General features: G+C 35.0%; 16 protein-coding genes and 2 pseudogenes. 4 read left to right on the forward strand and 14 right to left on the reverse strand.

Going from position 1 to position 24206, the window contains the following annotated elements; all coding sequences use genetic code 11:
* Window positions 1-130: 130 nt before the first annotated feature.
* From MKX45_RS00185 to argS, 7 genes are all read right to left on the reverse strand, one after another.
* Window positions 131-1261, reverse strand: coding sequence for an aminotransferase (locus MKX45_RS00185; protein WP_340816697.1), 1131 nt, complete (start codon window positions 1259-1261; stop codon window positions 131-133).
* Window positions 1262-1524: 263 nt separating this feature from the next.
* Window positions 1525-2469, reverse strand: coding sequence for a carbamate kinase (gene arcC / locus MKX45_RS00190; protein ID WP_012898533.1), 945 nt, complete (start codon window positions 2467-2469; stop codon window positions 1525-1527).
* A gap of 31 nt (window positions 2470-2500) precedes the next feature.
* Window positions 2501-3445 (reverse strand): carbamate kinase, encoded by a 945-nt coding sequence (arcC, locus tag MKX45_RS00195; protein WP_128267772.1) that lies wholly within the window; start codon window positions 3443-3445, stop codon window positions 2501-2503.
* A 16-nt stretch (window positions 3446-3461) separates the two neighbouring features.
* Window positions 3462-5042, reverse strand: a complete 1581-nt coding sequence (locus MKX45_RS00200; RefSeq protein WP_015427128.1) for a basic amino acid/polyamine antiporter — start codon at window positions 5040-5042, stop codon at window positions 3462-3464.
* Window positions 5043-5172: 130 nt separating this feature from the next.
* The gene (gene argF, locus MKX45_RS00205; RefSeq protein WP_004254507.1) at window positions 5173-6237 is read right to left on the reverse strand and encodes an ornithine carbamoyltransferase; all 1065 of its coding nucleotides are present in this window, start codon (window positions 6235-6237) and stop codon (window positions 5173-5175) included.
* Between the two features lie 182 nt (window positions 6238-6419).
* Window positions 6420-7652, reverse strand: coding sequence for an arginine deiminase (gene arcA, locus MKX45_RS00210; RefSeq protein ID WP_015427129.1), 1233 nt, complete (start codon window positions 7650-7652; stop codon window positions 6420-6422).
* A 301-nt stretch (window positions 7653-7953) separates the two neighbouring features.
* Entirely contained in the window at window positions 7954-9648 is a 1695-nt protein-coding gene (gene argS, locus MKX45_RS00215; RefSeq protein ID WP_010906279.1) for an arginine--tRNA ligase, read from the reverse strand.
* A gap of 67 nt (window positions 9649-9715) precedes the next feature.
* On the opposite strand from argS, the gene argR reads away from it, so the two are divergent.
* On the forward strand, window positions 9716-10174 hold the full coding sequence (gene argR, locus MKX45_RS00220) for an arginine repressor (protein ID WP_004254487.1): 459 nt from the start codon (window positions 9716-9718) through the stop codon (window positions 10172-10174).
* Between the two features lie 182 nt (window positions 10175-10356).
* On the opposite strand, the gene murC is transcribed toward argR, so the two are convergent.
* From murC to MKX45_RS00235, 3 genes are all read right to left on the reverse strand, one after another.
* Entirely contained in the window at window positions 10357-11688 is a 1332-nt protein-coding gene (gene murC / locus MKX45_RS00225) for a UDP-N-acetylmuramate--L-alanine ligase (protein WP_025016838.1), read from the reverse strand.
* A gap of 203 nt (window positions 11689-11891) precedes the next feature.
* A complete protein-coding gene (locus MKX45_RS00230; protein ID WP_010906281.1) occupies window positions 11892-12485 on the reverse strand; it encodes a hypothetical protein in 594 nt (197 codons plus the stop codon).
* Between the two features lie 215 nt (window positions 12486-12700).
* The gene (locus tag MKX45_RS00235; protein ID WP_057720367.1) at window positions 12701-15805 is read right to left on the reverse strand and encodes a DEAD/DEAH box helicase; all 3105 of its coding nucleotides are present in this window, start codon (window positions 15803-15805) and stop codon (window positions 12701-12703) included.
* A gap of 379 nt (window positions 15806-16184) precedes the next feature.
* On the opposite strand from MKX45_RS00235, the pseudogene MKX45_RS00240 reads away from it, so the two are divergent.
* A pseudogene (locus MKX45_RS00240) lies at window positions 16185-17342 on the forward strand (IS3-like element IS-LL6 family transposase).
* A gap of 21 nt (window positions 17343-17363) precedes the next feature.
* On the opposite strand, the pseudogene MKX45_RS00245 reads toward MKX45_RS00240, so the two are convergent.
* The 3 genes and pseudogenes from MKX45_RS00245 to MKX45_RS00255 form a co-directional block, all read right to left on the reverse strand.
* A pseudogene (locus MKX45_RS00245) lies at window positions 17364-17654 on the reverse strand (thiamine pyrophosphate-binding protein); the annotation flags it as partial.
* A 193-nt stretch (window positions 17655-17847) separates the two neighbouring features.
* Window positions 17848-18834, reverse strand: coding sequence for a serine hydrolase domain-containing protein (locus tag MKX45_RS00250; RefSeq protein WP_057720528.1), 987 nt, complete (start codon window positions 18832-18834; stop codon window positions 17848-17850).
* A 72-nt stretch (window positions 18835-18906) separates the two neighbouring features.
* Window positions 18907-19686, reverse strand: coding sequence for a CppA C-terminal domain-containing protein (locus MKX45_RS00255; RefSeq protein ID WP_128267873.1), 780 nt, complete (start codon window positions 19684-19686; stop codon window positions 18907-18909).
* 353 nt (window positions 19687-20039) lie between these two features.
* Between MKX45_RS00255 and MKX45_RS00260 the strand changes: the two genes are divergently transcribed.
* Window positions 20040-20825 (forward strand): CPBP family intramembrane glutamic endopeptidase, encoded by a 786-nt coding sequence (locus tag MKX45_RS00260; protein WP_015427137.1) that lies wholly within the window; start codon window positions 20040-20042, stop codon window positions 20823-20825.
* Window positions 20826-20869: 44 nt separating this feature from the next.
* On the opposite strand, the gene gla is transcribed toward MKX45_RS00260, so the two are convergent.
* Window positions 20870-21742, reverse strand: a complete 873-nt coding sequence (gla, locus tag MKX45_RS00265) for an aquaglyceroporin Gla (RefSeq protein WP_015427138.1) — start codon at window positions 21740-21742, stop codon at window positions 20870-20872.
* A 171-nt stretch (window positions 21743-21913) separates the two neighbouring features.
* On the opposite strand from gla, the gene MKX45_RS00270 reads away from it, so the two are divergent.
* Window positions 21914-24205 (forward strand): Xaa-Pro dipeptidyl-peptidase, encoded by a 2292-nt coding sequence (locus tag MKX45_RS00270; protein WP_340816700.1) that lies wholly within the window; start codon window positions 21914-21916, stop codon window positions 24203-24205.
* Window position 24206 lies beyond the last annotated feature (1 nt).

The raw sequence follows: 24206 nt of genomic DNA on the forward strand, positions 1-24206 counted from the left end.
ATAAATATAAAAGAGTCTCTTGAATATAGAGACTATTTTATATTCTTCAATTATAATTATACTATCAGTTCTTTATTATGCACTTTTTATACACTTTAGTAAAACAGAAATGTATTTTATAAAGAATATATCAAACCTGATATTCTCTCAAAAATTCAGATAAGAGTTTAAGACCTTGACGTAAGGTTGTTTCATCTGTACAATACCCAATCCTAGCATAGCCTGGTAAATCAAAACGATTTCCAGGAATAATTAGGACACCTTTTTCACGAAGAAGTTGGATTGCAAAATTTTCAGTTTTTGTCGGATCAAGTTCTTCAAATTTAACAAAACTTACAGAGACTGCATTGGGATAAACCATTGAAACTAAAGGTTCATTTTCCACCCATTCTTTCAAAATTGATAAATTGCCTTTGACAATTTTACGAGCGCGTTCAAGTACTTTATCTTTATATTTCAATACTAAAGCCGCTACGGCGTCATCAAATACTCCGGTACAAATCAAGGTATAATCCCGGATTTTTCTAAATTCATTACAAAGGTCACGGTCTTGAGTGGCTACCCAACCCACACGAATTCCTGGTACAGAATAAGTTTTAGAAATAGAGTTAGTTGATATTCCTTTTTCATATAAATCAGCAATAGGTGAATAAGGCGTTTCTTCATCCAGTGGAAGATAAACTTCATCACAAAGAATATAAGCATCAACACTGCGTGCAATTTCAACTACTTCTGACAAAAATTTAGGACTCATGATTGCTCCGGTTGGTTGGGCCGCATTGTTTAAACAAATAAGTTTTGTATTACTTTTAACTAAACGACGTAATTCTTCAATTTGTGGCAACCAATTATTTTCTTCTTTGATATGCCAATAATCAACTTGGGCACCTAATGTTTTAGGCCAATCATACAGTTGTTGATAAGAAGGATATTGAGCAATCACATGATCACCTTGGCCAATTAACCCTAAAATTGTAAGGAAATTTGCTCCGGTAGCTCCATTTGTAGATAAAATATTATCCTCTGGCACTCTTTTATAAAGTTTTACCACTTCTGATTTAAAGGCTGGTGAACCCTCAATCCAACCATAACTGAATTTTTCTTTCATCATCTGTGACATAAAAGCTTCGCCATTATCTTCTTCGAAGGCCAAAACTTCTTCCAAAGATAACGAATCAATGGTTGACTGAGCAATATCAATCGTTGCAGATTTTTCCCAAACATTGAGCCAGTCTTCACAACCAAATTGTACAAGTTCCATAAGTTTTATTTACAAATTTAAATATTTTTTTTAAAAAAATCATTTAAATTTGTCTTCCTCTCTTTATTTTTTTACTAACAGATTTAGTAATCATTTTACCTTAATATTTATCGCTGATACTTACATCTTGTCAGTAACTTTATCAATATAAATCGTTTACATGTTAATTGTACAATAATTATTGATAAAATATCGGAAAGTTTATCGATTTTTAGACTACATTTATAAAAAAATGCTACATCAAAAATGTAGCATTTTTATCTTTAAGGAATAATCTTTGTTCCTGAATCATTGTTGAGGAAGTCTTCAAGATTTTCCAAAGAAGTAATTGTTGCAGGACGCCCTGTACGAGCAACAAATTCCATTGCTGCTTCGACTTTCGGAAGCATTGAACCTGCAGCAAATTGACCTTCTTCAATATAAGCTTTCATTTCTGCCATTGTTACTGTTTCTAGTTTTTTCTGATTAGGTTTATTGAAATTAACAAAAACATTATCTACCGCAGTCAAAATCAAAAGATTATCTGCTTCAACAAGTTCAGCTACTTTCGCTGCTGAAAAGTCTTTATCAATAACAGCTTCAACTCCTTCATAACCATCCTTAGTTTCAATGACAGGAATTCCACCACCACCAGATACAGTCACCAAAACACTTGATGAGATTAGTGGCTTAATCGCTTCGGCTTCAACGATACGTGTTGGTTTAGGACTTGGAACTACTCTTCGATAGCCGCGGCCAGAATCTTCAACAAATACCCAGTCGGGGTATTGAGCTTTCATTTCTGCCAATCCTTTTTCGTCGTAGAATGGACCAATTGGTTTAGTAGGTTTTTCAAAAGCTTGGTCATCTTTATCAACAACTGTACGAGTCACTACAGAGATGACTGGAACACGTTCCATATTATTTTTTATCAAAGCTCTTGTAAAAGCTTGCCCCATCCAGAAACCAATTTGTCCTTGAGTCATTGCAACAGCTGTATCAATTGGCATAGCTGGATTTTTAGGACTATCCGCTGCTAATTGTTGCAATAAAAGATTTCCGACTTGTGGTCCGTTACCATGAGTGACAACCATTTCCACATCATTATTTCTAATAAGAGGAATTAATTGTTCTGCTGTTGTTTCAAGTGCTTTTTCTTGCGCTTTTGCTGTTGGGTCATCTGTTAAAATAGCGTTACCACCTAGGGCTACGACCATACGTCTTACCATGAAATTATTTCTCCTCTATCTTTTTTCTTATTTAAGGAACAATTCTTGTTCCACTACCAGATTTGACAAAATTTTCAACATTGTCAAGGCTAGTAATTGTAGCAGTCTTACCTGTTCGTTCAACAAAACTGACAGCTGCTTCGACTTTTGGTCCCATTGAACCTTTTGCAAAACGTTCTTCGTCAACATATTTGCGCATTTCAGAAACTTTGACTGTTTCCAAATGAACTTGGTTTTCTTTCCCATAGTTCAAATATACGTCACCACCGCTTGTTAAAATCAAAAGCTCGTCTGCTCCAACCATTCCAGCCAGTTTAGCTGCAGAGAAATCTTTATCAATTACGGCTTCAACACCTTTATAACCATTACCATCTTTAATGACGGGAATTCCACCACCGCCAGAAGCAATCAATAGACTACCAGATTCTAAGATTGGTCCAAAAGCTTTGGCTTCAATAATTTCAAGTGGTTTAGGACTTGGAACAACTCGGCGATATCCGCGACCAGCGTCTTCCATTAATTCCCAATCAGGAAATTGCTTTTTAATTTCTGGCAATTGTTCTTCTGTGTAAAAAGGACCAATTGGTTTACTAGCGTTTTTAAAAGCTGGATCATTTTCATCAACCAATGTTTGAGTCACTGCTGAAATAACTGGATAACGCTCCAAGCCATTATTTGCCATTGCTCTTGTAAATGCTTGAACGGTCCAAAAACCAATCTCACCTTGGGTCATTGCTCCAACTGTATCCAATGGCATAGCTGGATTTTTTTCACTATCTGAACCTAGCTGTTGTAAAAGTAAGTTTCCAACCTGTGGTCCATTTCCATGAGTCACAACCATTTGGCAGTCATTATCTTTAATTAATGGCATCAATTGTTCAGCTGTAACTTCAAGCGCTTCTTTTTGAGCCTTCGCTGATGGGTCTTTCGACAGAATAGCATTCCCACCAAGGGCTACAACAATACGTTTTACCATTTCTGTACCCCTTCGCTTAATTTTTTATTTCTTTTTTGTTAATATCGCTACGAACGACGAAGTAAACAATAAATGTCACTACAATCAGTGGAACAACAGCAACAAGTAATGTATTACCATCAATTCCAAGTGCATCTTGCAAGCCAAGCCAGTTTCCATATACTCCAAAAACAGCAAGGATTCCTAAAACTGTTAAAACAAAAGTTGCAATTAATTCTGCTGTAGACATTTTAGTGCCATATTCTTTTTTGCCCAAAGCATAAAGAATGAAACCAACAGCATAGAGAATTAATGAAAGCCAAACAAATTGCCAACCTGAATAGTACAATGCTAAAATTTGGAAAGCAGCTGCGATGAAACCAATAATAATGTTACTTGTTTTCTTTTCTTGAATCCCTAATTTAAAGAGGTATAAACCAACTAAGGCGTAACAAATCATGATAACAGCAGTACAAAGGTAAACAAAGACATTGTAAGCATCAGCTACAAAATAAGTAACAATCAAGAAGATTTGAACAATTAATTGTGTCAACAAAAGTGAGTTTTTAGGTGCACCTTTGTCATTAAGTTTACCAAACCAACTAGGAAGTAATTTTTGTTCTGACAATTGTTGTGTTGCCTCAACTGGAAGCATTGTCCATGATAACCAAGCACCAAGAAGTGAAATCACCAGACCAATGGCCATTAGTGAGCCACCCCAACCACCAACCATGGCGTTCAAAATATGAACTAAACCAGGTTGTCCTGTGTTTGCTAACTCTTGTTGACTCATAAAACCAAATGGTAATAATGAGAGCAAGATATAAATTACTAACAAGGCAATCAAACCAAGAATTGAAGCTTTACCGGCATCTGATTTACGTTTTGCACGGTCACCCATCATAGCAGCACCTTCAATACCGACAAAGACCCAAATCATAACCATAAGTGAACCTTTGACTTGACTGAATAAATCTCCGCCAGTCATATTTGACCAAGTTAAACTCTTGATGACACCATCAGCATTTGTATTCGCAACGAAATTTTGCCAGAAGTGAGCGCTGAATACTCCAGCTTTAAATGTTACTATTCCAGCAATTACAAAAACAAACAATGGAATCAATTTTGCGATGAGGACAATTGCATTAATAGCAGCAGCCCCTTCAACACCTCGCATAACGAGTAAGGTCAATCCCCACGAAACAATTGAAACAACAATTACTGACAGAATGGTCAAAGAACCATTCTTAGCTTGAAATACGCCGGGGAAGAAATAGTCAACGGAAGTCATCATCAAAACAGCAAAGGCAATGTTACCTGCCCATGCGGATAACCAATAACCCCAACCTGAGATGAAACCAACCATATTACCAAAACCAGCACGTGCATAATCTGATACACCTGAAAGTTCAGGTTTATTTACCACCAAATGATTTAGTGATAAAACCAACATTAAAATACCAAAACCAATAACGATCCATGAAATGATAACACCACCAGGTGATGCATTTGTTGCTAAATCGTTAGAGAGATTGAATACCCCACCACCAATCGCTCCAGAAACAATAATCGCAACTAAAGCAGCAAGGCCAATTCCTTTTTTATTTTCTGCGTCCATATCAATCCTTTCAGTGATTTCAACCGCCAAAACAGTCTAATTTTATCTTAGACTGCTTTCAACGACTTAAATCAAAATCTATCAGTTTACTGACAGCTCTGTCAGTAAACTGACAAATTATCTATTTTAATTATTTAAAATCTTCAGGAACTGCTGGGATAAATAAATTACCCAAAGTTGCAGCCATGATTGCTTTGATAGAGTGCATACGATTTTCTGCTTCTTCAAATTGTCGAGCATATTTAGAACGGAATACTTCGTCAGTCACTTCCATTTCTGTCAAACCATATTTTTCTTTGATTTCTTTACCATATTCAGTTTCAGTATCATGGAATGCTGGTAAGCAGTGCATAAAGATCAATTGACCATTGTCAGCATTTCCAGTCATTTTAAGCATATCCATTGTGATACGATATGGAGTCAAAAGTTTAACACGTTCTTCCCAGTTAGATTCTCCCATTGATACCCAAACATCTGAGTAAATAATGTTTGCGCCTTTAACACCTTCTTCAATATTTGAAGTTGCAAGAGGTTTAGCACCTGATTTTTCAGCAAATTTATTTGCAATGTCCATAACTTCTTTAGTAGGATGAAGTGAATCTGGAGCAACAATATGAACATTCACACCAAGCATAGAACCAGTTACGATAAGTGAGTTTGCCATGTTGTTACGACCATCACCTACGTAGACTAATGTCAAACCTTTAAGATGTCCAAAGTTTTCTTTAACAGTCATAAAGTCTGCAATCATTTGTGTTGGATGCCAATCATCTGTCAAACCATTCCAAACTGGAACACCAGAGTATTTTGCCAAATCTTCAACTTCTTTTTGAGAAAATCCACGACGTTCGATAGCATCAAACATTGAACCAAGCACGCGAGCTGTATCTTCTGTTGATTCTTTAATTCCCAATTGAATATCGTTAGCTCCAAGGTATTCTGGATGAGCCCCAAGGTCAATTGCAGCAGTTGTAAAGGCAGCACGTGTACGAGTTGAAGTTTTTGCAAAGAGCAAGGCAATATTTTTACCTTCAAGGTAGTGGTGAGGAATATTTTGTTGTTTCAATGCTTTCAAATGAAGACCAAAATCAACAAGGTAGTTAATTTCAGCTGGTGTGAAATCTTTTTCAGCAAGTAAGCTGCGACCTTGGAATACTGAGTTTACTTCTGCTTTTGTAATAAGTGGTGATGTCATTATTTTTTCTTCCTTTTTCTATTTTTATTATATTTAATGAATTTTTTAAATTACATTAATAAGCTAGTGATTCACTCTTTCCTAAATAATTAATTATCAAATGAATCTATGAAATTATAAGTTTAAAGTATCTCTTCCTAAGTTATCAATGAACTTACGAAGAAATTTTTAAATCTTTAAGATTACAAATCTTCACGCCAAAGTGGTTGTGACATACAACGGGCACCACCACGACCACGACCAAGTTCGCTTGAAAGAATTTCATGAACTTTGATTCCGTGTTCTTTCAATAACTCAACAGTTACATAGTTACGGTCGTAAGTAACAATTTCGCCGGGTGCGATAGCAAGTGTATTTGATCCATCATTCCATTGTTCGCGAGGAGCGGCAATTGGATCACCTGCACCACATTCAATTAAGTCAAGTTCTGAAAGATTCAAGACTTTCTTGAGTGCTGCTTTAAGGTCAGTCAAATGTTCAATTTCAACTTCGTCATCTTTACCAGGGCGAAGAATGAAGACATTGATATTACCAGCACCATCCATAATTCCTGGGAAGACAGTAAATTGATCATGGTTAATCATTGTAAATACTGTATCCAAATGCATCATTGCATGGTTATGAGGAATTTCAACCGCAAGTACAGTGTCAAATGTTGAAAGTGGGTTTGCAAACAACTCTTTAGCAAGATTTTGAATTGTTTTAGATGAAGTACGTTCTGAAACCCCGATAGCTACTGTTGTTTTGTTAAGAATTAATTCATCACCACCTTCGATACGAGTTGTATGGTTACGATCACGCCAGATTGGAGTATCTTTGAAACGTGGGTGATTAGCCATAACATACTCTGTAATCAAGCTTTCAGGTTGACGAGCTGGGAAGGTCATTTTATTAATGGTCATTCCGACACCCATTGAAGCTTGTGGGTCACGTGTGAAGTAGGCATTTGGTAATGGATTGAGGTAGAAATAATTTTCTGCATCAGATCCTGCCATATCGCTAAGTGCTGTACGTTTGATATCCAATTCATTTTTACGAATGCCAGCATAGATTTTGTCGACCATATCTTTTGTTGACATTGAAGTCAAATATTCAGTCAAACCATCATATGTGCGTCCTGGACGGTAACCCGCTTCGTGTAATAAGTGACTTAAGAATTCTTCTTTTGTTTCAGATGATTTTTCAAAAACTTCTGTTGCAAGATTTTCGATATAAACAGTTTCTGCACCATTATCACGCAAAGTTTGAGCAAAGAAATCATGCTCTTTTTGAGCAATTTTGAGATATGGAATATCATCAAATAAAAGTTGTTTCATTGTGTCTGGGGTAATATTTTCAACTTCCGCACCTGGGCGGTGGAGGAGGACTGATTTTAATTTCCCAATTTCTGAGTTAACATTAATTCCATTGTTCATTTTAGAGTATCCTTTCTGATTTCGATCCGGTATTATTGGAATCGTTTACAAGGAAATTATACATCTATGCATATTTTTTGTCAAGCACTTATGCTACACTTTACAAAGGTTTATTCATTTATACATGTTTTTTTATATTCTGACAATTTCACGTTTATTCATTTCTTTTGTTATCATGCGATTCTTAGGCTTTTATTAAAAAAGCTTATTTTACAAAAGTATTTTAAAAAGGCAACAAAAAAATCTCTTATCCTAAAGAATTAAATCTTTTTGATAAGAGATTAAGTGAAAAATTTATTTTTTACATATTTTCAGGTGCAGCAACTCCAAGAAGACGCAATGCTTCTTTCAAGACGATTGAAGTAGCGCTAATCAAAGCCAAACGGCCATCCAATTGAGCATCATCTTCTAAAATGCGAACATGAGCATAATATTTGTTAAAAGCTTGCGCAAGCGAAATTGCATATTTAGCAATAACAGATGGTTCATAATTATCTGCAGCACGTTTAACAACATTTGGGAATTCTTTTAATGCTTTAACAATTTCCCAAGCTTCAGCGTCAGAAACTGCGAGAGAAATATTATTAATATCTACCTTACGGTTTGCTTTACGTAAAATTGATTGAATACGAGCATGTGCATATTGAACATAAGGGCCTGTTTCCCCTTCAAATGAAACCATTTCGTCCAAGTCAAAGTCATAACCGTTATTTCTATCAGTTTTTAAGTCATAAAATTTAACAGCACCAACCCCAACTTGTTTGGCAACTTCTTCTTTATTTTCCAAATTAGGATTTTTGGCTTCAATTTGTTTTTCAGCACGATCAACTGCTTCGTCAAGTGCCATTTCCAATTTCACGACATGCCCTTTACGAGTTGAGAATTTTTTCCCACCTTGAGTTACCATACCAAATGGAACATGCACCATATCGTCAGACCAATCATAACCAGCTTCTTTCAAAACTGCTTTTAATTGTTTAAAGTGATTGGTTTGCTCGCCACCAACAACATAAAGAGATTTCACAAAATTGAAAGTTTTTTTACGGTAAGCTGCTGTGGCAAGGTCACGTGTAATATAGAGTGTTGCACCATCTGTTTTCTTAATCAAAGCTGGATTGAGGTTATATTTTTCAAGGTCAACAATCAAAGCACCTTTTGATTCGTGTAAAAGATTTTTACTTTCTAAATCTTCAACAATGGCATCCATTTTATCACTATAGAAACTTTCACCCATGAAGTGGTCAAAACTTACACCAAGTTTTCCGTAAATACGGTTAAATTCAATCAAAGAAACATCTGAGAACCATTTCCAAATGCGAAGTGCTTCCTCGTCGCCTTGTTCCATTTTAAGGAACCATTGACGTCCTTCTTCATCAACTTCTGGATCTTCTTTAGCTTCAGCATTGATTTTGACATAAAGTTTCAAGAGTTCATCAATCGGATTAGCTGTAATTGTAGCTTCATCACCATATTTCTTGTAAGCTGTAATCAAAAGACCAAATTGTTTACCCCAGTCGCCCAAGTGATTGATTTTGATTGGCTGATAACCCAATTTTTCGTAAATTTTGGCGATTGAATCCCCGATAACAGTTGAACGTAAATGCCCAATTGAAAAAGGTTTCGCAATATTTGGCGCAGACATGTCAATCGGAACATTTCCTCCTTGACCAATATTTGCATCACCGTAATGTTCACCTTCAGTCAAAACTTCTCGAATTACTTCTGAGGCAGTTGCATTTTTATCAAGGAAAAAGTTAACATATGGTCCTACTGCGATAACTTTCTCAAAGCCTTTTGTATCTATCTTCTCAGCAATTTCTCCAGCAATGATTTGTGGAGATTTTCGGAGAGTTTTGGCCAATTGAAAAGCTGGGAATGCTAAATCTCCTAAATCTGACGATTTAGGTTTTTCGATAATAGCCGCGATTTGTTCTACTCCAAGAACACCATCGATTGCAGCAGACAGTGCTTGGCTTACTAATTGTTTTTCATCCATTCATTAATTATACAGAAAAAACACTAATTTTGTCAATATATAGTCCATTATATGGTATAATTATGCTATGAAAAGAGATAAAAGATTAGAAATTATTAAAGAAATTGTGACAAATAATAAAATATCGACTCAAGAAGAGCTTCAATCTCTATTATTAGAACGCGGTGTAGAGGTAACACAAGCTACTTTATCAAGAGATATCAGAAAATTAAATATTATAAAAAAACGGGATAAAGGAGAGAGTTTTTACTCATTTTTGACTTCTGGCAATTCCAAAATTAATTCTGATTTACAGTTGTATTTTTATAATTTTGTTATTTCAGCAAAATCTGTCGGAGCTTTAGTGGTTATTCGGACAAAATTGGGTGAGGCCGATGTGTTGGCGAATGCTTTAGATGACGAACGTGATAGTCGGACAGATATTTTAGGTACAATTGCCGGAGCAGATACTCTGCTCGTTATTTGTGCGTCCGAAAAAGCGGCAAATATTCTTACTGCGGAAATAAAGTATATTTTATTAGGATAATTTTTAAACAAATTAAGGTTCGTTTAAGCGTTTACATTTATACTCATATTACTCCCTAAATAATTTCTTCATAAACCCCTTTGATTCAAGTCGCACTCCCGTGACTTGAATTTTTTTTACTGACAAAAATTGAATATAACAAAAAAAGTACTGACCAAAAAGCTGTCAGTACTTTTTTTATTTTATTGTAAGTTAGTTGAGACTTGGCTAAGTAACTTTTCAAAAGCAAGTTCATATTTTTGAATATTTCCTGCTCCCATAAAAACGTAAACCCCACGGTCATGGTCCAACAATGGCGAAACATTGTCAAGATCAATTACTTTGGCTGGTTTACGAACTTTGTCAGCTAAATCTTGTGCCGTAATTTCATGATGGTCTACTTCACGTGCTGAACCGTAAATTTGAGCAAGGTAAACGGTATCCGCATGGTCAAGCACCTCTGCAAATTCGTCAGCAAATGCAATTGTTCTAGTAAAAGTATGAGGTTGGAAAACAGCAACGATTTCACGATCAGGATATTTTTGACGAGCAGCATCCAATGTTGCTTCGATTTCAGTTGGATGATGAGCAAAATCATCAATAATGACTGTCTCACCTACTTTTTTCTCAGTGAAACGACGTTTCACTCCACGGAAAGTCAATAAGTGGTCTGCAACTTCCGTCATATCCAACCCAAGATTATGACAAACGGCTACAACTGACAAGGCATTCAATACATTGTGTTTACCATAAGCTGGAACGACAAAATGACCAATTTTTTCACCGCGGAAATAAGCATCAAAAGATGAGCCACGTGTACTTCTGACCAAATTTTCGGCACGATAATCGTCATTAGCCTCAAAACCATAATAGTAAATAGGTGCTTTGGCAGTCAATTTACGTAAGTTAACATCTTCCCCGTAAGCAAAAATACCTTTTTTAATATTATTTGCATAATCTTGGAAAGCTGAGGTGACATCTTCAATTCCTTCAAAGTAGTCAGGATGGTCAAAGTCAATATTTGTCATAATTGTATATTCAGGATGATAAGGCATGAAATGACGTTCATATTCATCAGATTCAAAGACAAAATATTCACTTCCCTCAATCCCACGACCAGTTCCGTCACCAATCAAGTAAGAAGTGTCCACGATATTAGACATCACGTGAGCTAACATTCCAGTTGTTGAAGTTTTACCATGTGCACCAGCAACTCCGATGCTAGTAAAATCTTCCATGAAATGTCCCAAAAATTCATGATAACGTTTGAATGGAAATCCATTTTTATGGGCAAATGCAATTTCAACATTGTTATCATCGCGAAAAGCATTTCCAGCAATCAATTCAAATTCGGGCTTAATATTTTTTTCGTCAAAAGGCAAAAGTGGTACGTTAGCTTGTTCAAGACCACGTTGTGTGAAAAAGTAATCTGTTGAGTCCGAACCTTGAACTTTCTTTCCCATTTGATGTAACATTAGCGCAAGTGCACTCATGCCTGAACCTTTAATACCGGTAAAATGATATGTTTTTTCCATGATAAAATTTTCTGTCAGTAATTCTATTTCTTTATCAATCACTGACAGAAATTTCCCTTCTTTTCTTACAATTATTTTTTTATTTACTTAAATTTTTATGAGCTCAAAGACACACAAAATAACTGACAAGTGATATCTCCAAAGTAAATTTTACCATAATAAAATTTAACTTCTCTGTCAGTTTTTTCATTTAAATTTGAAAATTAAACGATTCCACGGTCAAAGATATTTTTCCGCTTATTTTCAAAATAACTTCCTTTTTGTGTGTCATTAGCAGCGGCTCCATGTGGAACTGCCTTCTTCATTCCGCCTTTAGCGACTGCATCAGAAACGTTCATTCCTTGATTTTTCATATCCCGAATTGGGTTATCATTAGCTGAAGGTCGCTTATTCAAAATTGCGGATGTTGAACGACGAACTGTGATATCCTCCTTGTCCCGCTCCAATGGTGAAACATACTGTTTAGGAGGCTTTGGAAGTGTTGCTGCTGCACGTTTTGCCCGTTCTTTTGACTCGTCAACGCTAGTTTTCTTAGGCATTTTATCATAGGAACTTACGCCGTCATGATTAGAGTTTAGCGGACGATGCTGTGTGCTAAAGCTTGTTTTAGCTTTATAAGGTTTGAAACTCTCAGGTCTCTTGGCATCAGTTTTTGGCTTATTATTTTCAATTGAAGCTTCATCCTGAAGGCTGGGATTTCTTGTCAGCAACTGCTGGTTAGTAAAAATTACCCGAGTATCTTTTTGAAGTGCTTCGTCATCACCAATAACTGGAAATACCACTCTTCTTTCTACCATGTTTTGCCCTACTTTTTTATAGTTTGTTTAATCTATTTATTACATTTTAATTCTTTATGAAGATGATGAAAGTTTATCAAAGAATATTGAAAACTCTTGTCTTTCCTAGCTTTTATAGAATTTTTCTTCCACTAGATAAAATATCAAACCAAGATTTAGATTCTAAGATAACCGTTTCAATATCCATTATAGCTTAATTTCTAAGTTTTTTAAAGCTATACTCCAAGAATTTCACGAATTTCTGCTTCACTAAGGACTTTATCCACTGTATCGCCTTCTAAAACATTAGCAATTAAATCCTTTTTACGCTCTTGGATTTCCATAATTTTTTCTTCAATTGTACCTTTGGTAATCAAGCGAATGACTTCTACCGTATTTTTTTGTCCCATCCGATGGGCACGCGCAATAGCCTGTTCTTCAACAGCTGGGTTCCACCACAAGTCAACCAAAATGACGACATCAGCACTGGTTAAATTAAGCCCAACCCCACCGGCTTTTAATGAAACTAAGAAAGCATCACGACTACCAGCATTGAAGGCTTGAACCATTGAAAGTCGATCTTTAATTGGAGTAGAACCAGTCAGTTTATAAGCGGTCATTTCTTGTTCTTCCATCAATTTTTCAATATGTGGAAAAACCTTTGTAAATTGAGAGAAAATCAAAGGACGATGGCCTGAATCTTTAATTTGCGCCAATAATTCTCGTAAACGTTCAAGTTTCCCAGAACTTCCTTTATAGTCATCCATAAATAATGCTGGTGTATTACAAATTTGTCTAAGTCGTGTAATTCCTGCCAGAATTTCAATTCTTGAACGTGATAAAGCCGCACTATCCATTTCTAAAACTTGTTTTTGCATCAATTCGAGTTGTGCTAAATAGATCACTTTTTGGTCATCAGCTAATTGGTTATAGACCGTAATTTCCATTTTTTCTGGAAGTTCTTCAAGCACATCTTCTTTTTTACGACGCATAATGAAAGGCTGAATCAATCTTGAGATAACAGATGGTTCCATCTTATTGAATTTTTCACGTTTTGGTAAAAAGCCTGGCATCACCACTTGGAAAATGGCCCAAATTTCTTCAATTCGATTTTCTAGTGGTGTTCCTGAAAGGGCAAAGGTATGTTCAACATTCAGAGCAGATAGTGATTTATTGGTTTTACTACTATAATTTTTGACAACTTGAGCTTCATCCAAAAGTAAGTAATTCAATTTTTTATCCTGATAGTCTTCAAAATCTTTCAAGAAGCTACCATAACTTGTGATATAAATTTGATGTTTTTCTTGAATTTCTTTACTTCGCTCGGCTTTTGTCCCGTCAATAACAGCAAAATCAATCTCATCAGTAAATTTCTCAAATTCACTTGCCCAGTTATAAGTAAGACTAGCTGGTGCGGTAATTAGAACACTCTCATCTTTTTTCAGATTAGAAAGAATAAAAGTAATCGCTTGAACCGTTTTACCTAATCCCATGTCATCAGCAAGAATTCCTCCCAAATTATAATGAGAGAGCATACTCATCCAGCGAACACCCGTTTCCTGATAAGAACGCAAGGAAGCCTTAATATGTTCTGGTTTCTCGTAAGGAAACTCTTCAGGATGCGTCAAGTGTTGATAGAGTGATTTAAATTTTTCAGAGAAGGAAGCTCCACCAATATTTTCAAATATTTTAGAAATTTGAAAACTTCGATTAATATTAACATGCAAACTGCTTCCTTGAATAACAAATTGGTCGTCAAGTTCATTTAATGCAGCTTTCAAGCGGTCAAATTTTTCATTAAAATGATAAAATTTCCCACTTTCACTGATATAAAATTCAGCATTTTCTTGTAATTTTGCAATAACATTTGCAAATTCACCATCTTCAACCTGAGGGATATCAAAGGAAATATCTAAGAGCCCTCCCTGACTATCAATATGAATTTCAGGAACTTCATCCATTCTCATATTTCTTAAAGTTGGCGACAGTTCAATCTGACCAAGTTTTTGAAAAGCAGGTAAGATTTTCAAAAAGAAATTCTCTGATAAATTTTCTGGAATATTTAATGACGAATTAAAAGCCTTAGCAAACTGCAAACGTTCCATCAGCGCAAAAATCTTTTGCTCTTTACGCAAATCTCTTGAAAATTCTAGGGTTTCTAAATCGTGGAAACTATCTATTGAGAAACTTCCATAATCAAAAGTCATTGCCAAACTAATGGTCTGATCTTCCAACAAATCAAAAGTAAATTTAGCATCAAAAGGTCTGACAACAAAATGGTCTGGCGCTTCAATCTCTCCCAAAGTTGATAATTGTTGAAGAGCCTGAGCTAATTTATCCTTATCAGCATATGAAAATTTAATTTGTGATTTTTTAGCAAATTGCTTATCTAAAACAAGGAGCAGACGCCGTTGTTCTTGATTGAGTTTATAAAATACATTATTGGCATAAAGAAGTGAATAATCATAAAAATTATGATAATCCTCACTGTAGAGTTTCAACTCGATATAATCTTGCTGACTTTCAACCTTAAATTTAAAAATCTCCGAATCATTATCAAGGGCTATAAATGTAAAATAATTGACCGTTCTACCTGTAATCTGAAGTTGATAATTCTCTAAAGCTGAAACTAAGTCCATTGCTTCTTCAAGGAATAAAAATGGAATATTAAGATAACGACCATTTTTAATATATAAGGATTTGGTAAGTGCTTCATCGGATTTACTATCAATTTTTAAAAGAAAAGTTAAAAATTCTTGACTTGCTTCATCAAAATTATCAAAAAAGAGGTCAATATAGTGTAGAGAACCCAAAGAATACTGACTATAATTTTTTAAAGCACGTAGAAAATAAGGAATATCTTTAATAACGTATGAGCGGCCCAAATTTTTACTTCTTAATTTTAAATCAAAATACAAAAAATAATCCATTGAAAAATAATCATAAAGCTGACTATTATCCTCAATTTGAACTTCGATAGAGTATTGGTCTGTATTGAAATTTAATTGTGTCTCACCATTTACAGCATCTAAAAAAGCAACATTTTCACCAAAAAGCGCTCGTTCAGCTCCTTTGATTTCTTTGTCTTTTGTTTCCTGACTTCCTTTATCTTGATTTTTTAGATACTCTTCTATCGCTGCAATATGTTTGCAATAGCGGTGGTTTTGTTGAAAGGCTTCACAAGTACAACTATCTTGCGCACCATCTAGGTCATAACTTACCTCTTCACCATCAATTTCTGCTGTTAGTTTAAAATCAGTTTCAATTGGGTCATTTAAGAAGCCTTTCGCATAGAGGGCGATTCCCTCACTTCGCACTCGTGCCGGCATCATTCTACTCATATTTTTATATTTTTCCTCGAATCAATTATTTCAAAATTTTGCGTATATTATACCATAATTACCATTTTTTTGCTAGAATCTTCCTCGTTCTTATCAATTTTTAAAATAAGAGCTGTTTTAGTAAAGAATATCCTCCTCTTTTTACTACTTATTCGGTGTCATGGTTTTGACTGATAATCTTATTATAACAAATATTAAAAATACCGACTAGCTGTCAGTATTTTTTAATCATCATTATTTACAAATATATTTTCTACTTTCCACGATACTTTTTCAATAAGTAAGCTGAGATGATAAGTAGTGGAGCTATACTATAAAAGTGGACAGAAAATTGTGTGTTATAATCTGTCTATTAAGACACAAAAATGAAAGGACTTTTATGTCAGGTTTTAAACGTTACGACGAGGATTTCAAACAATCGCTCGTTAATCTCTATCAAACTGGTAAAACACAAACTGAACTCTGTAAAGATTATGGGGTATCTTCTTCTGCACTTGCAAAATGGATTAAGCAGTACTCTCAAGTGCGTCTTGAAGATAATACGGTGTTGACTGCTAAACAGATTCAAAAATTACAAAAAAGGAATGCCCAACTAGAGGAAGAAAATCTGATCTTAAAAAAAGCGAGTGCCATATTCATGCAAAACTCCAAGTAAGATTGAAAGCCATCTATAGACTCCGATTTGAACACACGACAGTTATGCTCTGTCGTGTTTTACATGTCAATCGTTCCACCTACTATAACTTCATAAACAAGAGGCCTTCGAAGCGTGAAGTAGAAAATCAACGCTTGAGAAAATTACTCCTTGAGATTTATATGAAAGCCAAGAAAAGAATTGGAACGAGAGCTTTTAAAATCATTCTTCTGCGTGATTATGGCGTTAATATTTCTGAAGGCCGTATCTTAAGACTTCTCAAGTCTATGACACTCCCTAAAATGTCAACCATCAAACCTCGTTTTAAATCAAATAAATCTCCTGTATTTTCTTCTGATAATCTGCTTAAACAAGAATTTAACCCGAACTCCCCAAATCAAGTTTGGACAACAGATTTCACTTATATCTCTATAGGACCTAAGCGACATGTTTATCTCTGTGCTATTCTTGACCTCTACTCAAGGAAATGTATTGCGTGGAAAGTAAGTGATAGGATTGATGCCAAACTCGCCTGTGACACCTTAGAAATAGCTATAAATAAGAGGAAACCTAAGGAACCAATTATTTTTCATTCGGATCAAGGAAGCCAATTTAAATCAGCTTCCTTTAGAAAGTTATTAGATGAGCATCAATTGCTTGCTTCTTACTCCAAGCCTGGATATCCTTATGATAATGCCGTCACTGAGGTCTTTTTCAAGTATCTTAAACAACGAGAAATTAATCGCAGAACTTATCACTCCATTCAAGAAGTTCAACTCTCTTGCTTTGAATACATCGAACAATTTTATAACAATTATAATCCTCATTCCGCCAACAATGGTTTAACTCCAAATCAGAAAGAAGAAAATTATTTTAAGAAAATATAGCTCATTTTGTGTCTAAATATTTGACATTAGTCCAATATGGAACATGGTCATATTGAGCATCATATAATCCATTTAACAAGTGAACGGCTCCTGGTCCTGCTGAACCAAAGGTTACTCCGATTTCTCCGGTTACTTTTGCTTCCCCAACGGCTGCTAAAGCACCCACTTCTTCGTGACGAACTTGAATGTAATTTAATGTGTCTCTTCGGTTATATAATGCGTTCATTGTCGAATCAATTGACCCACCGGGTAAACCGTAAATATTTTTGACACCCCAATCTTCAATAACTTTTAACATTGCATCTGATGCATTTATTTTTGTCATGATATTCTCCTTGATCTTAAATCTATCAACTACCAACTACTTTGAAACTACTTTATATACTAATTTCTCCTTTCGCCGTAAGTAAATAAATTACTTTTCAAGTAAATTATAGGTCAAAAAAATCTAAATGTAAACTATTTGAGTCCAGCCATTTATTTTTTTAGTCTGTCAGCAATAACTAAAAAAGAACTGTAAACTAAACAGTACAGTTCTTTTTATTTAAGTCTTGATCTAAGGTCAAATGACTGATTAAAAATTTTATCAAGAAGTCACGTTCTTCAATCCATTTTTCTCGATTATCTTTTAAATGGACACGGTTCGATAAGAAAACAACTGCTTTTTTGATACGAGGGTTAATTAATAGAAAAGTTCCGGTATAGCCAGTATGAAGCAACCAATCATCATTTGGCCCGAGTAAGTCCCAAGCCAAACTTCTTTTTTTATCTCCGTCAGCATAATTTTTTGTCAGCTTTAAATATTTTTCTTCTTGAAAGTAAGCTTGACTGAATAAAATCAAATCAGACATCGTTGAAAATAAACCAGCTGAGCCACAATGATTTTTTAAAACTTGAGCTTTAGGGTCATGAACTGTTCCTACTGGGATATTTTGACTTGTTGGGACTGCATTTTCTACTGGTCCAAAACTTGTGTCATTCATTTTCCAGTCTTCAAATACTTGTTTGTAAAAGATTTTATCCAGACTTTCTCCATAATATTCTTCTAATAAAAAACCTAGTAAAATAAAATTAATATCTGTATATTTGAAGGTCTTATTGTCAGTAACTTTAATCTGATTAATTGCTTCTGTCAGTTCTTTTGCGTTTAGCTTATCTCTATTTTTTATGAAAGGATCAATACCAGAAGTGTGTGTCAGTAATTGCCGCAAGCTGACGCTTCTGTCAGTAAATTTAGAATAATATTTTTGAAGAGGGGCATCAATTTCTAACTTTCCTGCTAGGACAAGATTAATGACGGCTGTTCCGGTGCCCACTACTTTTGTCAAAGAAGCTAAATCCCATTTTTTTCCCTGAGTGAGCTTGATTGTTTCAGGATAAATTGCTGAATTTCCTAAAAGATACTCCTCGACTTTTTCTCCTTCAATAATTGCGAAATTGACACCTGGGAAAACGTCACGCTCAAGATAATCTTCGATTATTTTTAAAAATTCTTGTTGATTTTTCATGTTTCAACCTTCGTTTCTGATTTACTTTGAGTAAAAAAACTTGTCAAAAATTAACAAGTTTTTTTAAAATTATTATTTTACAAACCAAAGTTCTGCATGGTCAGGAACTTCTAATGAAAAAGTTTTAGCTGAGCCATCCAAATATGTTCCGTCTACATCAGAAAATTGATGAGCAAAATCTTTCAAATCAAAATCTTTATCAATCATGAACACTAAAAACTCAAGGTCAAGTACTTCATCGGTTCCTGCAGCTAAATCTTCGCTTTCTTCAACACTAAAAGTCAAAGTTACAAAAGGAAATTCAATTTGGTTATTGATTGCTTTAAGACCAAAAACTGATTCATAAAATTCAATAATTGATTGGTCAGCAACATTCAAATCCATTGCTATAATTTCAAAATCTGACAAACCTTTAAAAGTTTTATCTTTCTCAAGCTCAATTTCTGATTTATCAATTTCTGTCAGTGATGATAAATCTGTCAGTAAATCTGATGCTACCCAAAAAAGTTCTGATTCAGGCGAAAGCGCTGAAAAAGCAAAGCCATTTTTTCCTTTATAGACCTTAGAAATCTTGTCCAAGTTACGAACAATTAATTGCTCAATCTCAGATGAATTAGCTTTGATCACCGTTTGCCCGTGTTTTTTCAATCCTTCAACAGGACGAAAACCTGGTGATTCTTCTAATTGAAACCGATCTTTTTTCGCTTCATGCCCACCAAGCCATACCATTGCGCCTTCTTCTACCAAGACCTTAAAGCCAAGCACTTCACGGTAGAAATCTAAATTTTCTTCACGGTTAAGCACACGATAGACTGGTTGAAAAGCGGTAATATGATTTATAATCTCGCTCATTTTAGCCTCCATTGATTACATTTACAAATAACTATCTCTTATTTTCGCAAATTTCAAGGAAATTATCAACGATTTATATCTTTTACTTTTTCTTTCTACATTAATTATGTAATTTTAAAATCTCAATAAAAAAACTCATAGTCGTTAACCATGAGCATTTTTAAGGATAGTTTTAAGTACATATCTAGGTACGAACAAAGTTAGACTGACCTTTTATTGTGGTTGCCAGATATGCACATTTTTGAGGTAGCTCTATTTTACTACAATTTATTCAAGTTCAGATTAACAAAAGTTATCAACAAAAATGAAATATTTTTTTCTGCTGACAGCTATTACTATGCTATAATATTGACATGTTTAATATAGAAAAACTTCAATCATTAGCCAAATATCGTTGGGCAATTGTGATTATTTTGGCGCTACTTTTTTCAGCCCTATCTGTCAGTATTTTTCATTTACCATTTTTAATGACAGCTCTCGTATTATCGATTGTTGGATTAATTTTTGCTTATCACAAATCAGTTTGGTTGGTACTCTTTATTTTATCTAACTTACCAATGCTTGCGACAACCATTTTTGCTTATCAGCACCATTTCACAACCTTAGATACCGTCATCTTTTTCATTATCTTTTTACTTACGATTATTTCTTCTTATCTGATTGCTCGTAAAGCTGAACTCATCCCTAAAATAAGTTGGAAATATTTTCCTCCTTTAAAAATAATAATTGGTTTTGCTTTGCTTTTTCTAGTCTCTATTCTGACAGGAATTTTTGCTCAAATTATCAATCAAAGTCCAACAACCAGTAATCAAGATTCACTAAACGAATTACAAAAAGTGATTCCAATTGCTGTCTTTGCAACCCAAACACTTGCTGCTGGTTTTTTAGAAGAACTTGTTTATCGGGTAGGAATTTTTGAGGTCATTTTCAAAAATCAAAAATATTTTGCTTTTTTAACGGCATTGCTCCTTTTTGCTTACATGCATGGTCCTACTGACCTCTACAGCTGGTTAACTTACGGTTTAATGAGTCTTGTGCTTACCAGTCTTTATGCTAAATATCGCAATTTTTATCTTAACATGAGCGTCCATCTCCTTTGGAATCTCTTTGGACTGGTCATTGCTCTTATGATTAAATAAAAAAAATACTGACAGAAATTCTGTCAGTATTTTTTTTTTAATAATTAAAATTTGTAAATCATTTTAGCCAATGCAACTGCTGCAAGTGCTGCAAGAATTGGTGCTACAACTGGAACCCATGCATACCACCATTTAGATGAACCTTTAGCTTCACCCAAAACTGATTTTGGCAAGAGGCTGTGAACCAAACGTGGACCAAAGTCACGCGCTGGATTCAAACCAGGACCTGTTGGACCACCAAGAGCGACTACAAGTCCCATAACAAGGAATCCTAAGAACAAATGAGCAATCATTTTAGAAGCAGAAGCTCCTGATGCTTGAACCCAAATTTGGTTCATAATATCTGATGATGTAATATCTGCTCCTTGTTTTTTCAAGTAGTCTGTCATCCAAGAAATTGATTGGCTACCAAAGAAGATGTTAGTTGCCGAAACTGCACCAAAGAACAAGACGAATGAACCAAGAAACTCATTTAAGAAACCATTAACTGTAGCTCCGAAACGCGTTTTTTCATCGTTATCATCAACATTATCAATTGTTGAGAAAGTTCCAAGAATAGCATTTGGATTTTGTGTTTTAAGATAGTATGGGCGATAAACCATAACAATCAATAATTGCCCAAACATCGCACCTAAAACTTGCGCAATAATATATTGAGCAACATGTGCCCAGGGAAAAAGTCCTGAGGCTGCAAGTCCAAGTGTGAAAGCTGGATTAATTTGTGAAGTAACATTACCTAATGCAACTGCTGGTAGCATTACACCAAGTCCATAACCCCAACCAATAATCATCCAAGATTGTGCGTGAGCTTTTGTACCTTTAAGTTCGACGTTGGCAACCGCACCATTACCCATGATGATGAGTAGTGCAGTTCCGATAAATTCAGTGATATATTTCACTGTCCATGTAACATCCATTTTTTATGGAACCCTCCAAAATTTGATTTTAATATAATAACCTCAGCTATTATATCAGAAAAGCGCGCTTGCTTCAAATATTCATTGGAAATTAGACCCTTTTAGTCTGATTATTTACTGAAAATTTGCTATAATTAAAAGAATTATCATGCTTTTTATGGAGGACTTAAGATGCGCTTTAATCATTTTTCAATTGTTGATAAAAATTTTGATGAACAACTAGCAGAACTTGATCAGCTCGGGTTTCGTTGGTCTGTTTTTTGGGATGAAAAGAAAATTTTAAAAGATTTTCTCATTCAAAGTCCTACTGATATGACTGTTTTGCAAGCAAATACTGAGCTAGACGTCATTGAATTCTTAAAATCCTCTATTGAATTAGATTGGGATATTTTCTGGAATATTGCTTTGCAACTTCTTGACTTTGTTCCAAATTTTGATTTTGAAATGGGAAAAGCAACTGAATTTGCTAAAAAACTTAATCTTCCACGAAGTGATGTTGAAATGACAACTGAAACTATCATCTCTGCTTTTTACTATTTACTTTGTAGCCGTCGTAAAAGCGGGATGATTCTTGTTGAACTTTGGGTTTCAGAAGGTCTTCTTCCTTTGGATAATCACTATCACTTTTTCAATGACAAATCATTGGCAACTTTTGATTCTTCGCTCCTTGAACGTGAGGTCATTTGGGTTGAAAGCCCAGTTGATACCGAGCAAAAAGGAAAAAATGACTTAATTAAAATTCAAATTATTCGTCCAAAAAGCACAGAAAAACTTCCGGTTGTGATGACCGCAAGTCCTTATCATTTGGGAATCAATGAGAAAGCTAATGATTTAGCGCTTCATAAAATGAATGTTGATTTGGAAAAAAAGGACAGTCACAAAATCCAAGTCCAAGGAAAGCTTCCACAAAAACGTTCGTCTGAAACCAAAGAACTTCCTATTGTAGATAAAGCACCTTATCGCTTTACTCATGGTTGGACTTATTCTTTAAATGACTACTTTTTGACGCGTGGTTTTGCTTCTATTTATGTGGCTGGTGTTGGAACGCGTGGCTCAAATGGCTTCCAAACTTCAGGCGATTATCAGCAAATTTATAGTATGACTGCTGTCATTGATTGGTTAAATGGCCGAACTCGTGCCTATACTTCTCGTAAAAAGACGCATGAAATTAAGGCCACTTGGGCAAACGGAAAAGTAGCCATGACTGGAAAGTCATATTTAGGAACGATGGCTTATGGTGCTGCTACTACTGGAGTCGATGGACTTGAAGTCATCTTAGCTGAAGCTGGAATTTCTTCTTGGTATAATTACTATCGTGAAAATGGTCTTGTCCGTTCTCCTGGTGGCTTTCCTGGTGAAGATTTAGATGTGCTTGCCGCACTGACTTACTCACGAAATCTTGATGGTGCTGATTATTTAAAAGGAAATGCTGAATACGAAAAACGCTTAGCAGAAATGACCACTGCTTTAGACCGTAAGTCTGGTGATTACAATCAATTTTGGCATGACCGAAATTATTTAATCAATTCTGACCAAGTTAAAGCTGACGTCCTAATTGTTCACGGTTTACAAGACTGGAATGTTACACCCGAACAAGCTTATAATTTTTGGCAGGCTCTGCCAGAAGGTCATGCCAAGCATGCCTTTCTACATCGTGGGGCTCATATTTATATGAATTCTTGGCAATCCATTGATTTTTCTGAGACAATCAATGCTTATTTCTCTGCCAAATTATTAGATAGAGATTTAAATTTAAATCTTCCACCCGTTATTTTACAGGAAAATTCTAAAGAACAAGTTTGGTCAGCTGTCAGTAAATTTGGGGGCGATGACCAGCTCAAACTCCCCCTTGGGAAAACGGCGGTTTCTTTTGCTCAATTTGATAACCACTATGATGATGAAAGCTTCAAAAAGTATTCTAAAGATTTCAACGTCTTTAAAAAAGATTTATTTGAAAATAAAGCTAACGAAGCTGTCATTGATTTAGAACTTCCTTCTGAGTTAACAATTAATGGTCCAATTGAACTAGAAATCAGACTAAAATTAAATGATAGTAAAGGACTCTTATCTGCTCAAATTCTTGATTTTGGTCCCAAAAAACGGCTGGAAGATAAAGCAAGAGTAAAAGATTTTAAAGTTCTTGACCGTGGCCGAAACTTTATGTTAGATGATTTGGTTGAACTTCCTCTTGTCGAGAGTCCTTATCAGTTGGTCACTAAAGGATTTACCAATCTCCAAAATCAAGATTTGCTGACGGTCAGTGATTTAAATGCTGACGAATGGTTTACGCTCAAATTTGAACTACAACCAACGATTTATCATTTAGAAAAAGCGGATAAACTTCGGATCATACTCTATAGTACTGACTTTGAACATACGGTTCGTGATAATCGTAAAGTGACTTACGAGATTGATTTATCTCAATCTAAACTCATTATTCCTATTGAAAGTGTGAAAAAATAAA

The sequence above is a fragment of the Lactococcus sp. FSL W8-0209 genome (genome assembly GCF_038006585.1).
GTDB lineage: Bacteria > Bacillota > Bacilli > Lactobacillales > Streptococcaceae > Lactococcus > Lactococcus lactis.